Here is a 12,320-nt window from a genome sequence, read left to right on the forward strand (position 1 = left end):
AGACCGCCGCACCCGTTGCGGCCAACGACATGACAATCAAAGGGAGGATCATCCATGCTCTGGATGAAGCGGATTGCTGCGGCCATTTTTCTGCTTGGCGGTTTTCTTGGCGTTTTTCTCGGAAACGGCTCGGCGTCGGCGGACACTTACCCGTCGCGCCCGATCCGGCTGCTGCACGGATTTGCCGCCGGCGGCGCCGCCGATACGCTGTCCCGCATCATCGCCGACGGGCTCTCGAAGAAGCTCGGGCAGCCGATCATCGTCGAGGCCAAGCCGGGCGCCGGCGGCAACATCGCGGCGGATGCGGTCGCGAAAGCGGCGCCTGACGGCTACACGATCGGGCTCGTCACCGGTGCTCACGCGATTTCCGCGGCCACCTACAAGAGCCTCGCCTACCAGCCGGCCGAGAGCTTCGAGATGATCTCGACACTGGTCTATTACGCGCTCGTCATTGCAGTGCGTAGCGATTATCCGGCGAAGTCGCTGGCCGAGCTCATTGCCATGGCCAAAGAGAAGCCCGGTGCGCTCAGCTTCGGATCGGTCGGTTTCGGCAGCACGCATCACCTTGCCGGCGAGCTGCTCAACGCAACCGCCGGCGTCGAGATCGTGCACGTGCCGTATCGCGGCGATTCCCAGTCCGTCACTGCACTGCTCGGCGGCGAGGTTCCGGTCATCGTCGGCACTCCGGTGCTGCTCGCCCCGCAGATCCAGAGTGGCGCGATCCGCGGCCTGGCAGTGACCTCGCCGACGCGCACCGCATTGCTGCCCGACGTCCCGACGGTTCAGGAAGCCGGCATCAAGGGATATGACGTGCGCACCTGGGCCGGCCTGTTGGCCCCGAAGGGAACGCCGCCCGCCATCATGGCCGCACTCAATGCCGCGACGCTCGACGTGCTCAGGGACCCCGACCTCAAGCAACGCCTGGAGACCGCCGTCGGCGGCGAGGTCCGCGGCAGCTCGCCAGAGGAGATGAAGAAGCTGATCGAGACGGAGATCACCAAATGGACGGGCGTCGTTGAGCGCGCCAAAATCCCGAAGATCTGATCCCCAATGAGCCCTATCGCGCTTCAACCACCTCGCCGTCCTCCTTCACGAACCGGCCGACGGGATCATCCAGCAGATCGATGACGGCTTCGGAGGGCCGGCACAATCGCGTGCCCTTCGGCGTCACGACGATCGGACGGTTGATCAGGATGGGGTGGCCGAGCATCTGATCGATCAGCTCCTCGTCGGACCATTTCGGGTCATCGAGGCCGAGGTCGCGGTAGGGCGTGCCTTTCTCACGCAGCAGCGCGCGAACGGAGATGCCCATCGCCTTGACGAGCTCGACCAGTCTTTCTCGCGACGGCGGCGTCTTCAGGTACTCGATGACGACAGGCTCGGTGCCGCTCTGCCGGATCATCGCGAGCGTGTTGCGCGAGGTGCCGCAAGCGGGGTTGTGATAGATCGTGACGGTCATCGTATTGTCTCCGCGATTGGGATGGGACCCCGCATTTCGGGGCGACCGAGCAGCCAGTTCATCAACAGCATGCCGGCAAACGCGCCGCAGAGCTCCGCAAGGATGAATCCGGGCAGGTCAACGGGGCGAATGCCCGCGAACGTGTTCGTCAGGGATCTTGCGATCGCCACCGCCGGATTGGCAAACGAGGTCGAGGCCGTGGACCAGTAGGCCGCCGTGATGTAAAGGCCGACCAGCCAGGGCACGGCGGGCCGCTGAAACCGGATGCCGGCCAGGATCGTGGCGACCAGCCCGAACGCGGCGACGGCTTCGGCGAACCATTGCGGCCCTCCGGTTCGAACCTTCGTCGAGGGCTCGAGCAGGGGCAGTCCGAACATCAGATGCGCCGCCATCGTTCCCGCGATGCCGCCGGCGATCTGCGCGACCACGTAGAGCGCGGCCTCGTTCGCCGGCAGCTCGCGCTTGCCGGTGAAGACGAGGGTGACCGCCGGATTGAAATGTGCGCCGGAGATCGGACCGAGCACCGTGATCAGGACGACCAGAATGGCCCCTGTCGGCAAGGTGTTGCAGAGCAGAGCAAGAGCGACATCCCTGGTCAGCGTTTCCGCCATGATGCCGGAGCCGACCACCGTGGCGACGAGAATGCCCGTGCCGAGCGCTTCGGCCGCGAGGCGGCGCGGAAGATCGAAATTGTCCATCAGCCGGCCTTCGGCGTCGGAGGTGCCGCGCGCTCGGAACACGGGAACGGCAGGTCGTGCATCTGGTCAGGCACGGCTTCGCTCCTTTCGTTTTGGCGCGCAGCAGGATTGGAGCGTCGCGACGACGGGTTCGCAAACTTCCGGCCGTCCGCCGCAGCAATCGCGCAGCAGGAAAACGGCAACGTCCCGGAATGCGCCGAGATTGGCGCGGTAGATGATCGAGCGGCTCTGCCGCTCGGAGGACACGAGGCGCGCCCGGCTCAGAATCGACAAATGCGCCGAGAGCGTGTTCTGGGGGACTTCCAGCAGGCGCGCGAGATCGCCCGCTGCAAGTCCATCAGGCTCGTGTCTCACCAGCGTCCGGAATGCCTCCAGACGGGTCGGCTGCGACAGCGCGGCGAGCGCAAGGACGGCCTCTTCGGTTTCCATATATCCAGATTTATGGAATTATGGAGGGGGCGTCAATCCGGAATCCGAAGAAGTGCGGCCGGCTGCACCCATATTTCGAATATACTAGAAATACGGTTTGACATTCGGGTTGAAGAGGCTGCACCATGCCCCCATGAAGATCGCCGACGCAGCAGCACGTCTGGAAGCCCTGGGTAATCAAACCCGGCTCCAGATTTATCGCGCCTTGGTCCGGGCAGGGCGCTCGGGCATGCCCGTCGGCCGCCTGCAGGACAAGCTGAAGATCCCGGCATCGACGCTGTCGCATCACATCAAGACCCTGGTCTCGGTCGGGCTCGTCAGTCAGGTCCGGGAATCCACCACGCTGGTTTGTCATGCGAACTTCGATGCGATGCGGGGCCTGGTCGACTTCCTGGCGGCAGAGTGTTGTTCGGACGAAGTCGGATGCAAGGATGCTCAAACCGCGGCCTGATCTCTTCGGCCTCAATTGTTCGATGATTCTAGAAAGACGGGAGAAGCCGAATGAGCGACAACAGGACGGTAGCCATTATCGGGGCGGGGCCTGTCGGTCTCGCAGCGGCCGCCCATGTGCTCGAGCGCGGCATGTCGCCCATCGTGATCGAGGCCGGACCCGAAGCCGGGCACGCGATGCGTCAATGGCAGCACGTCCAGCTCTTCTCGCCGTGGCAGTACAACGTCGACAAGGCTGCCACGCGTCTGCTCGCACCGACCGGTTGGAATTCGCCTGACCCACAGTCCTATCCGACCGGCGGTGAGCTGCTCGAGCGCTACCTCGATCCGCTGGCCACGCGCACGCCGCTGCGCGAGACGATCCGGACGTCCAGCCGCGTCACCGCCATCAGCCGCGCTGGCTTCGACAAGGCAAAGACGAAGGGCAGGGAGCGGGCGCCGTTCGAAATCCGCTATCAGAACGGCAGGGGTCCCGAGGTGCTGCGCGCCGATGCCGTCATCGACGCATCAGGCACGTGGTTCTCTCCCAACCCCGCCGGCGGCAACGGCTTGCCCGCAATCGGCGAGCGCGAGCACACGGACCGCATCGCCTATGGCATGCCCGATGTGCGAGGTGCCGAGCGTGCCAGATATGCCGGCAAGACCGTCGCCGTGCTCGGGGCCGGTCACTCCGCGGTGGGCACGCTGATCGATCTCGTGCAGCTCGCCGGCGAGGTGCCCGGCACGCGAGCCATCTGGCTGTTGCGCGGCGCCGATCCCGCGAAGGCCTTCGGCGGCGGCAGCAATGACAAGCTTGCCGCCCGCGGCGAGTTGGGCTCCGCCTTCGCCGCGCTCGTGGCCGCCGGCAAGATCAAGGTGGAGACCGGTTTCGGCGTCACTCACGTCTCGGACACCGAAGGCCGCCTCAGGATTTCGGCGGGCGCCTGTTGCGGTGCGCGGAGCGTGGTTGCCGACGAGCTTGTCGTCTCGACCGGCTTTCGTCCCGATCTTTCGTTCCTGTCCGAGCTGCGGCTTCGGCTCGATCCGGCGATCGAGGCGCCGGTCGCGCTTGCGCCGCTCATCGATCCCAACGAGCACAGCTGCGGGACGGTCCGCCCTCACGGCGCGCGCGAGCTCGCGCACGACGAGCCGGGCTTCTATCTCGCCGGCATGAAATCCTACGGCCGCGCGCCGACCTTCCTGATGATGACCGGATACGAGCAGGTCCGCTCCATCGTCGCCGATATCGCGGGCGACAGGGAGGCTGCGGCACGGGTCGAGCTCGATCTGCCGGAGACCGGCGTCTGCACGCGCGGCGGCGTCGAGTCAGGGGCCGCAGCGGGATGCTGCGGCGGTCCGGCAAAGGAGGAGGCCTCGGCTTGCTGCGCCGCCGATGAATCGGCGAAGAAGGCCGGTGCTGCGGGATGCGGTTGCTCATGACGCAAGTGCAGCCAACATCGACGCTCCTCCAGGTGGGAGAACAAAATTCATAAGCTGAGCGGCAGGTCTCTGATTGCGGTGATGTGCATCGGCCAGGTCGGCAATCTGCTGCCGCATGTGACGTTGTCCGCAAATCTGGCGCAGCATCTCATGCCGGCGTGGGGCCTCTCCGCCGCCGAAGGCGGCTTGATGGCGAGCGGTTACGCGTTCGGCTACATGCTCGCGGTGCCGGTGTTGACGACATTGACCGACCGGATCGATGCCCGCCTCGTCCTGCTCTGGGGCTCGATCGTCAGTGGCCTCGCCACCGCAGCTTTCGGCATCTTCGCGCAAGGGTTCTGGTCGGGGACTGCGATCTGGTCGCTGGCGGGCCTCGGATTTGCCGGCGCCTACATGCCCGGCCTGAAGGCGCTGACCGACCGGCTTCCCTCAGGCGACACCTCGCGGGCCGTCACGCTGTACACGTCGAGCTTCTCGGTCGGCGTCGGCCTCTCGTTCCTGGTGGCACAGATCATCGCCGACAAATGGGGATGGCGAAGCGCATTCCTCGTCACGGGGTTCGGGCCGATCGCAATGGTCATCGCGTGCCTTCTGATGCATGAGCGGCGGCCCGCGCCGAAGACTGGGCGTCTGCTCAACTTCGCGCCCGTTTTCGCCAACCGCGAGGCGCTCGGTTACATCTTCGGTTACGGCGCCCATTGCTTCGAACTCTATGGCATCCGCACCTGGCTGGTCGGGTTCTGGACCTTCGTTGTTGCGCATCAAGGGGCGCCGTCCTGGATGACGCCGGTCCTGATGAGCTTCTGCTTCGCAGTCATCTCGATGCCCGCCAGTATCCTCGGCAACGAAGCCGCGCTGAAATTCGGGCGACATCGGGCGATCACGGTTGTGATGATTGCATCGGCTTGCGTTGCACTGGTCATCGGGCTCAATGCGACGGCTCCGGCATGGCTGCTCGCACTGCTTCTGCTCCTTTATGGCCTGACCGTGCCGGCCGATTCCGGCGCGTTGACTGCCGGCATGTCCGCAGCGGCCGTGCCCGAGCATCGTGGCGCAACTCTGGCCTTGCACTCCACCGTCGGCTTTGGCCTGTCGGCCGTTGGTGCCTGGGGCACGGGCGCCGCGCTCGACATGGCAGGCGGCCCGCAGCACGCGAACGGCTGGCTGCTGGCGTTCATCGTCCTTGCGGCCGGGATTGCGCTGGGGCCCTTGGCGCTGCTCTGGGCACGCGGGAGCGGGCGACGGAGCTGAGGAACTCAAGAGATGGCTTGTCGGGTGGCCAGGCGAGGCAGCCTTGGTCACGATGCCGAGGCATGCGTGCCGCTCGAGCGACGACGGCAACGCGAAAAGCTGGCGCGAAGCCGTGCCGGCGTCACCTCTCCCCGCTACGGCTGCGGAGGATAGCGGTCAAACGCCGGCAGCTCGTGCGCATGTTCCATCCAGCGAAGACGCTCGGCGACCTGGATGTGCATCGTCGCCGGTACGGCATCGGGATCGTCGTAGGTCGCGCTCTGGACGTCGATGACCCCGGGGAGCATGTTGGCATTGACGTAGAACAGGCCGGTTCCGCAATCGCCGCAAAAGTGCCGCCGGCCGTGTTCGGAGGAGCTGTAGACCCTGGGCTCGCCCGTCGTCACCTTGACGGCATCATCCGCGTACATCGTCCAGCCGACGACCGGCGCGCCGGCGTGAAGTCGACAGTCGCGGCAGTGACACAGCGCATGCACGATCGCCTCGCCCTCGACCTGATAACGGATTGCGCCACAGTGACAACCGCCGGTGATGGTGCTCATGCGTTCCTCCCGATTGAAGGCCGGTTTCGGGGATCGATAGCTCTCGAGACTTGCTGCTTCAACGGCGTAATCGATGTGCGATTGCGTCCTACTGTCGCGTGACAACTGCTGCCATCGCAGTCGTGGTGATTGCATTCGGTCCATCACCACCTGAATGAAGCCGCGACCTCGTAGCTGCGCGGTGCGCCCAGGATGATCTGATCGGTATAGCCGGGATCGCCCCATGCCGCGTAGAGCTTGTTCGTGAGGTTCTTCACGCGAAAGCTGATCCGGGTCCGATCGACGCCCGGGAAATAAGCTTTTGGGATATCGACGAACGCGAACGCGTCAAAGATCGTGTAGGCGTTCATCGTGACCAGATTGTCCTGGAAGTTGAAGCGGTCGCCGACGTGACGGACGAGGCCGCCGATCTCCACCGGCAGTTTCGTGTCGAAGCGGTAGGACGCCCCCGCATTGGCGACGAAGTTCGGAACGTTGGGCGGCGTCTTGCCCGAATAGGATTGGAAGTCGCCATTGCCGTCGACATAGTTGAAGTCGATGAAGCGCGACTGCACGAAGGCGACGTTGCCCCAGAGCTTCAGGCCGCCGACCGGGTTGACCGCCGCGGCGATCTCGACCCCCTTGGAGGCGATCTTGCCCGCGACGTTGAAGACGATGCCGCTTTCGGGGACGTAGACGTTCTTGCGCTCGATGTCGAAGGCCGAGAACGTGGCCTCCGCGCGCTTGTCGGCCGATTGCAGCTTCACGCCGGTCTCGTAGGTGCGCGACGTCGTCAGCAGCAGCGGCACCTGCGGCGCGAGGATGAAGATGTTGGCGACCGTCGGGTCCGCCGCCGTTGCATACTGGCTGTACAGCATGACGCCCGGGGTGACCTCCCAGGTATAGCCGACCCGGCCGGTGACCGGGTTGAACGTCTTCGAGAACGGATAGCCGCGGTCGGTGCGCAACACGCCGTCCGGCGAGAAGCGCGTGCGCGACAGCTCGATGTCCTCGAAGCGGATGCCGCCGATCAGTGCGAAGGTCGAGGTCAGCTTGAGCCGGTCCTCGAACGCGAGCGAGGCGGAGTTGAGGTGCGTGTAGATCTTCTCGTCGCTGCGTGGCCCGTAAAGCCCGCGGTCCGGATTGATCAGGTCGACCGTGTCCGAGAAGAACAGCGTGTCCTGCGAGACGTTGAACTGCGAGCTGCTCGCCATGACGGTGGCGACGAAACGGTTGTCCATCCCACTGAAGTTGGAATTGACGGTGAGGTCGGTGATGTTGCCGTAGAGCCGCTGCGCGTGGTCCAGCGCCAGCCGCTCGCGATAGACGTTGTTCGGCCCGGAATCGTCGAACGAATTGATCTCGTTGTTGAACCAGTGCCGGTGCGCGTCGTAGCCGTAGACCTGGCTCCGCAGCGAGATGTTGTTGGTGATGTCCCACTGGAAGCCGCTGCGCAGCCAGAGCTCGCTGGCGCCGCTGTGATTGTCGAGCACGTTGTAGGTGGTGGTCAGCGTGCGCGCGTCCACGGTGACGGGGTTGAGCGTCCCGGTGTGGCCGTTGAGATAGTAGTTGGTCCACCGGCCCGAGACGATGCCCGATGTCGGCACGATGCCCGGCGCATTCGCGGGCACCAGCGGCGTGCCCCAGTAGAAACGGTCCTTGTCCTGTCTGTATTCGGCCGCGCCCCAGATCTTCAGGCTCTCGTTGACGCGGTAGTTCAGCTGTCCCGAGACGTTGCTGAGCTTCGCATAGGTGTCGTCGATAAAGCTCTTGTCGTTGGAATGGCTGATGTCGAAGCGGTAGTCGAGGCCGTTGACGAGCGTGCTGCCGCCCGATCCGTATCCGGCGCGATAGCCGTTGAAGGAGTCGTAGGACGCGAACGCGTCGTTGACGACATTCCCGGTGTGCGGCGCCTTGGTCACGTAGTTGACGGCGCCGCCGGTCGCGCCAAGGCCGGCGATCAGCGAGTCAGGCCCCTTGATGATCTCCACCTGCTGCAGATTGGCGGTGTCCATGGGGCGGCCGGTCATGGTCGACGGCCCGATCGAAATGCCGTTGTAGAGGGTGGAAATCTGGTCGCCGGAAAAGCCGCGCATCGAGAAGATGGCGGGTGCGCCGGGCGCATCGCCGCCGGTCACGCCGACCGCCGCCTTGGCCGCGTCAGTGGTGGTCCTGATGCCGAGGAGCCGCATGGTCTGCTGGTCGATGACCTCGACGGTCGCCGGCGTTTCCCGTGCCGTGATCCCTAGCCGGGAGCCGACCTCGGTGACGACAGCCGTGTTGAGCGGCGTCTGCACCTGATCGCTCGGAGACTGGGGTGCCGGAACGGCGACGGCTGAGGCGGCGCGATTGCGCCCCGTGGCCCGGCGCGCGGTCCGCGACCTCTGATTGCCGGGGCTGACAGCAGGAGCCGGCCTGGGTGTGGCCGGAGAGACGGTCACCGGGTCGATCTCGCGGGAGGCGTTATCGCGGGCCGCGGCCTGCGCCACCGCGACGGAGGACAGCGATGTCGAGAGCAGCAGGGCGAGCACGGCAGGCATGGCCTGCGAGACGCCGATCCGGACACGCCAATACGCCGGCGCAATGCCGGAATCGAAATGAAGATTTTGCACAACAACGCTCTGCGGCGACGCAAACAGACCGTCACCGCGGTTGCCTTAGTCATCTGCCTTCGCCCCAGGCGGCAGATGCACCGGCTACTTCAAGACATCGGGGCACCCCGCCCAATGCGTTCGCGCGTGACTCATGGCTGGCAGCAGGTTTCCTGGCTCGCGGGTCATCGCCTTCGACCGCCTTCCCAGAGGCCCAAGCGGGGCTCCAGTGGTTCGTTTGGTCGTCGGCTATCCGCCTACAGTTGCGGGGGCAGCCGCGGAATTGCCCACCGACGTGGACGCACCGCATTCCCTTAAGTAGTCCTTGCGGACACTACCGATCACGAAACTGGCATCCGGCGATGACCCCGTCAACATCCGCCGGGCCTCTTCGGCTGGCTGGTGCTTCGATGGTGGCCTTGTGTTGCTGTTTTGCCCGAGCTGTCGCCTGGTCGCAGCTCCAGCGCCCGGCCACTTCCGGTCTACGCGGGTGAGCCGTCGCTGTCAGGAAGGCGCCTGTGCGCCGCAACCGGTCTACCTCCGCTTGTCCGCGGCCCCGGACTCGCCTTCGACAGCCTTCATTTGAATGATGACGAGATAGTTGAACGCGACCACTCTTCGTCAAAAGGTCTGAATGAGGTCGGGAGAGATGAGCACTTGTCCAGCATGCGGCAATGCATCAACTGCCAAATTGTTCGAAGTGACCGCAGATCAGGCCTCTCGATCCTTCGTCAATCCGCGCCAGTATCCGGATCGCTTTCGAAAATTAACACGCCACCTGTCGGTTCTCTGGGGGCGCGACACCTGCGATATCCGCAAATGCGCAGATTGCGGATTCGGTTTTGCAGATCCCTTCGTCGCGGGGGGCGCGGAGTTTTATAACCTGGCCGCGCCGCACCCTTCCTATCCAGCCATGAAATGGGAGTATGCAAGGACAATCGAGGAACTGAACGGCCTCGGCACCGCCGGAAAAACTGCGATCGATGTGGGGGCGGGGTTCGGGTATTTTCTCGATCGCATCAGGGACAAATTCTTTCACGCGTCCGATATTTACGCGGTCGACTACAACGAAACGGCGCAACAGGCATTGCGATCGAAAGGCTACAAGACCTTTTCGGTCGACTTTCGAGAGGAGGGCTTCGCCCCCATGAAGGAGGGCTTCGACATCATCTTCATGTTTCAGGTGTTCGAGCACATGGACCGGGTAGATGACGTCTTCGCCCGATTGAAGTACCTCCTCAAGGCGCAGGGCTCTGTCTTCATCGCCGTGCCAAACGAAATCCGAACGAACTACATGGAGTGCCATGGGTCGCTCATAGACATGCCGCCGAACCACATTGGCCGCTGGACGAAGGAGGCGTTTGATGCCGTATGCCGGCGACATGGCCTGCGATTGACCATCTGCGAGCGGGAGCCATTCAACCTCCTGAAGTTCCTCAAGGAGGACATCGTAGACAGCTTTTTGCGAAGGGCCGAGAAGCCGGGCAGCGTCTGCGAGTTCGTGCGCGGCCTGCCGCGGGGCAGGGCGCAGCGGATCGGGCAAGCTGTGCTTGCACTTGCGCTTTCACCAACACGTTGGCCGGCATGGGCCTACGCGCTCAGGCACTCATCGACGCTGGGGAGCGCGCTCTGGGTGATGATCGACAAAGGCCTGTGACGCTAGCGCGCTGGCGTGCGAACGAGACTGTCGACGATGCCGGAGCCCTCGGCGACGAGGTCCTGACCGCTCATCCAGATATCGCGGCCCGAGATTTTCCTGCGCATGCTGGCAAGCCAGACGGCGTTGACGCCGCGAATGCCGATATCGTTACGGAAGAAATCGTCGGTGGCTTGGGTCTCGATGATCTTGACGGTCTGCGAGAGGAGGGCTTTCTCGGCATCGCCGAGCTCCTTTCGCTTCATGTTTTCCTCTGCGCTGCTGGTCAAGCTGGCCTGGTGAAACATGAAGTAGGAGTCGGGATCGGCCATGCGCGTCGTGCCGGCGAGAAAAATCGGAACGCACATCGAAGCGCAGACACCGGCTTTCTGGACGAGCGTATCGATCGCGCGATCACGCGCACGGATCGCGGCGACGACCTTGCGCCCATGCTGGATCGAGCCGCCCGGCGAGTTCAGGATGAGGACGAGCCGGCGCCGATCGTCCTTGTAACGATCGAGGGCAGCGGCGATACGTTCGCTCATCGGCTCCTGCACGGGCCCGCTCCAGCCGAACACGATGCGGTCCTGCTCTTCGCTGATGGACAAGGTCTGCCGCGAGGCCACGTCTCCGGAGCCGGAGGACGGCTGGAAAAAGATCCAATAGAGCAAGGCGCAGCAGGCGCCACCGAGAATGATGAACCGCGACACGGCCTACCTGCTCAATCCTGACATGGCGTGACCTGCGGAGTGCCGCGAATAAATCCCGGGATGCTCTTGGCGGACATCACGGACTGAACGAATTCGCCGCTCTCCAGAACAGGAACATCCCGAGCATGGTGAACAGGGCCAGTATTCCCGCCGAGAGGATGAACGACAGCGTACGGTTCCGGAGCTTCGTTTCCGCCGCGTAGAAGATCGAGACCGCGTTGCGGTCGATCGTCGAGCGCACCGGCGCGAGAGCCTCTCCGCCGCCGCTCGCAAAAAACATCAGGAAACGATGGGTGCTGGGCGGATCATCGGGCCTTGCGACCGATTTGATCTTGGCGCTGCAGAACGTGACCACGAAGTTCGTTCGCTCGCACTTCCCCTCCGTGGCGCGCAAATCATACGCCGGTTGCCACGTTCCGGCCAGGCGATGGTCGCGCAGGATGTCCGGACCATAGCTCGCGACAAGTCCGTAGAGCATGGCGCCGCAGGCAACGAGCATGATGAGCCAGCGAAACGGGTGGCCGGTCGCCTCCGTCGTCTCGGTGGCGACCTGGCCATGTGCGACGGCGATGTTGGTATTGAAAGCCGGTGCAGCGGCAGCAAATCCGGATTGACGCTTGCCGAACGACATTGGGATCACTCCTGACAAGTCGCCGGCAACCTAAGGGCGATCCCTGTAAGATTTGGCTAAGACGCATCGGCGAATTCTCGTGATTCAGGCATCGTTAAGCACGAGGCGGCGCGAGCCCGGTCTCGACGCGCGGATATGCCGGCGACAAGAAAAAACCCGCGGCGGATTGCTCCGCGCGGGTGTGACGAACTAGGACGTCGCCTGGCGGAGCAGACCTACTGTCGGGCCGCTCCGCTGGCTCCCGGGATTTGTCCGCCGAACTTTGACGAGCCGGTTCCACTGACGCTGGTCGGACCGCCCGCCGTCCCGTTCGGGTCGGAGCGGGCCGCCGTTCGGCCGGGGCCATGCATCATGTTCATCGAGTTGGACCAGCCGTGATGGTGATGGCGTTTGACGCTGTGCGCCGACGCATAGCCGGTCGAGCAGGCCAGCAGAAGCGCTAAAGCAAGGGTTGATGTTTTCATCTCCGTTTCCTCCAGTTGAAGAAACTGCGGAGACGAGCGACTGTTCCAAGCGCTTGGCGAG

General features: G+C 64.2%; 13 protein-coding genes and 1 riboswitch. Of the genes, 5 read left to right on the plus strand and 8 right to left on the minus strand.

Features of this window, described 5'->3' with window-relative positions; genetic code table 11:
- The first annotated feature begins 54 nt into the window (after positions 1-54).
- The gene (locus tag NLM25_RS15085) at positions 55-1,044 is read left to right on the plus strand and encodes a tripartite tricarboxylate transporter substrate binding protein (RefSeq protein ID WP_254117702.1); all 990 of its coding nucleotides are present in this window, start codon (positions 55-57) and stop codon (positions 1,042-1,044) included.
- Between the two features lie 13 nt (positions 1,045-1,057).
- On the opposite strand, the gene arsC is transcribed toward NLM25_RS15085, so the two are convergent.
- From arsC to NLM25_RS15100, 3 genes are all read right to left on the minus strand, one after another.
- The gene (gene arsC, locus NLM25_RS15090) at positions 1,058-1,459 is read right to left on the minus strand and encodes an arsenate reductase (glutaredoxin) (RefSeq protein WP_254137458.1); all 402 of its coding nucleotides are present in this window, start codon (positions 1,457-1,459) and stop codon (positions 1,058-1,060) included.
- Positions 1,456-2,157, minus strand: coding sequence for an MIP/aquaporin family protein (locus NLM25_RS15095; protein ID WP_254141185.1), 702 nt, complete (start codon positions 2,155-2,157; stop codon positions 1,456-1,458). The genes arsC and NLM25_RS15095 overlap by 4 nt, the downstream gene beginning before the upstream one ends.
- A 66-nt stretch (positions 2,158-2,223) precedes the next feature.
- On the minus strand, positions 2,224-2,586 hold the full coding sequence (locus tag NLM25_RS15100; RefSeq protein WP_254117704.1) for a helix-turn-helix transcriptional regulator: 363 nt from the start codon (positions 2,584-2,586) through the stop codon (positions 2,224-2,226).
- A gap of 133 nt (positions 2,587-2,719) precedes the next feature.
- Between NLM25_RS15100 and NLM25_RS15105 the strand changes: the two genes are divergently transcribed.
- The 3 genes from NLM25_RS15105 to NLM25_RS15115 all read left to right on the plus strand — a co-directional run bounded on the left by NLM25_RS15105 (position 2,720) and on the right by NLM25_RS15115 (position 5,706).
- Entirely contained in the window at positions 2,720-3,037 is a 318-nt protein-coding gene (locus NLM25_RS15105) for a helix-turn-helix transcriptional regulator (protein ID WP_254137459.1), read from the plus strand.
- Positions 3,038-3,087: 50 nt separating this feature from the next.
- Entirely contained in the window at positions 3,088-4,455 is a 1,368-nt protein-coding gene (locus tag NLM25_RS15110; protein WP_254137460.1) for an NAD(P)-binding domain-containing protein, read from the plus strand.
- 81 nt (positions 4,456-4,536) lie between these two features.
- Positions 4,537-5,706: an MFS transporter gene (locus NLM25_RS15115; RefSeq protein WP_254137461.1), complete on the plus strand. Its 1,170-nt coding sequence runs from the start codon at positions 4,537-4,539 to the stop codon at positions 5,704-5,706.
- A 134-nt stretch (positions 5,707-5,840) separates the two neighbouring features.
- Here the strand turns inward: NLM25_RS15115 and NLM25_RS15120 are convergent, their stop codons facing one another.
- Positions 5,841-6,248: a GFA family protein gene (locus NLM25_RS15120; protein WP_254137462.1), complete on the minus strand. Its 408-nt coding sequence runs from the start codon at positions 6,246-6,248 to the stop codon at positions 5,841-5,843.
- 143 nt (positions 6,249-6,391) lie between these two features.
- Entirely contained in the window at positions 6,392-8,767 is a 2,376-nt protein-coding gene (locus NLM25_RS15125) for a TonB-dependent receptor domain-containing protein (RefSeq protein ID WP_256570936.1), read from the minus strand.
- A 196-nt stretch (positions 8,768-8,963) separates the two neighbouring features.
- Positions 8,964-9,172, minus strand: a riboswitch (cobalamin riboswitch).
- A 346-nt stretch (positions 9,173-9,518) separates the two neighbouring features.
- Between NLM25_RS15125 and NLM25_RS15130 the strand changes: the two genes are divergently transcribed.
- Entirely contained in the window at positions 9,519-10,475 is a 957-nt protein-coding gene (locus NLM25_RS15130; RefSeq protein WP_254141186.1) for a methyltransferase domain-containing protein, read from the plus strand.
- A gap of 2 nt (positions 10,476-10,477) precedes the next feature.
- On the opposite strand, the gene NLM25_RS15135 is transcribed toward NLM25_RS15130, so the two are convergent.
- From NLM25_RS15135 to NLM25_RS15145, 3 genes are all read right to left on the minus strand, one after another.
- Positions 10,478-11,164 carry an ATP-dependent Clp protease proteolytic subunit gene (locus NLM25_RS15135; protein ID WP_254137464.1) on the minus strand — a complete coding sequence of 229 codons (687 nt, stop codon included), beginning with the start codon at positions 11,162-11,164 and terminating at the stop codon, positions 10,478-10,480.
- A gap of 76 nt (positions 11,165-11,240) precedes the next feature.
- On the minus strand, positions 11,241-11,795 hold the full coding sequence (locus tag NLM25_RS15140) for a hypothetical protein (protein ID WP_254137465.1): 555 nt from the start codon (positions 11,793-11,795) through the stop codon (positions 11,241-11,243).
- A gap of 215 nt (positions 11,796-12,010) precedes the next feature.
- Positions 12,011-12,259: a hypothetical protein gene (locus tag NLM25_RS15145; RefSeq protein WP_254137466.1), complete on the minus strand. Its 249-nt coding sequence runs from the start codon at positions 12,257-12,259 to the stop codon at positions 12,011-12,013.
- Between the last annotated feature and the right edge of the window lie 61 nt (positions 12,260-12,320).

It is taken from the genome of Bradyrhizobium sp. CCGB01 (assembly GCF_024199795.1).
Classification (GTDB): domain Bacteria; phylum Pseudomonadota; class Alphaproteobacteria; order Rhizobiales; family Xanthobacteraceae; genus Bradyrhizobium.

Bases quoted from the DNA above. Each gene is read 5' to 3' on its own strand.
- NLM25_RS15085 (WP_254117702.1), top strand. From the start codon at position 55: ATGCTCTGGATGAAGCGGATTGCTGCGGCCATTTTTCTGCTTGGCGGT.
- arsC (WP_254137458.1), bottom strand. From the start codon at position 1,459: ATGACCGTCACGATCTATCACAACCCCGCTTGCGGCACCTCGCGCAAC.
- NLM25_RS15095 (WP_254141185.1), bottom strand. From the start codon at position 2,157: ATGGACAATTTCGATCTTCCGCGCCGCCTCGCGGCCGAAGCGCTCGGC.
- NLM25_RS15100 (WP_254117704.1), bottom strand. From the start codon at position 2,586: ATGGAAACCGAAGAGGCCGTCCTTGCGCTCGCCGCGCTGTCGCAGCCG.
- NLM25_RS15105 (WP_254137459.1), top strand. From the start codon at position 2,720: ATGAAGATCGCCGACGCAGCAGCACGTCTGGAAGCCCTGGGTAATCAA.
- NLM25_RS15110 (WP_254137460.1), top strand. From the start codon at position 3,088: ATGAGCGACAACAGGACGGTAGCCATTATCGGGGCGGGGCCTGTCGGT.
- NLM25_RS15115 (WP_254137461.1), top strand. From the start codon at position 4,537: ATGTGCATCGGCCAGGTCGGCAATCTGCTGCCGCATGTGACGTTGTCC.
- NLM25_RS15120 (WP_254137462.1), bottom strand. From the start codon at position 6,248: ATGAGCACCATCACCGGCGGTTGTCACTGTGGCGCAATCCGTTATCAG.
- NLM25_RS15125 (WP_256570936.1), bottom strand. From the start codon at position 8,767: ATGCCTGCCGTGCTCGCCCTGCTGCTCTCGACATCGCTGTCCTCCGTC.
- NLM25_RS15140 (WP_254137465.1), bottom strand. From the start codon at position 11,795: ATGTCGTTCGGCAAGCGTCAATCCGGATTTGCTGCCGCTGCACCGGCT.
- NLM25_RS15145 (WP_254137466.1), bottom strand. From the start codon at position 12,259: ATGAAAACATCAACCCTTGCTTTAGCGCTTCTGCTGGCCTGCTCGACC.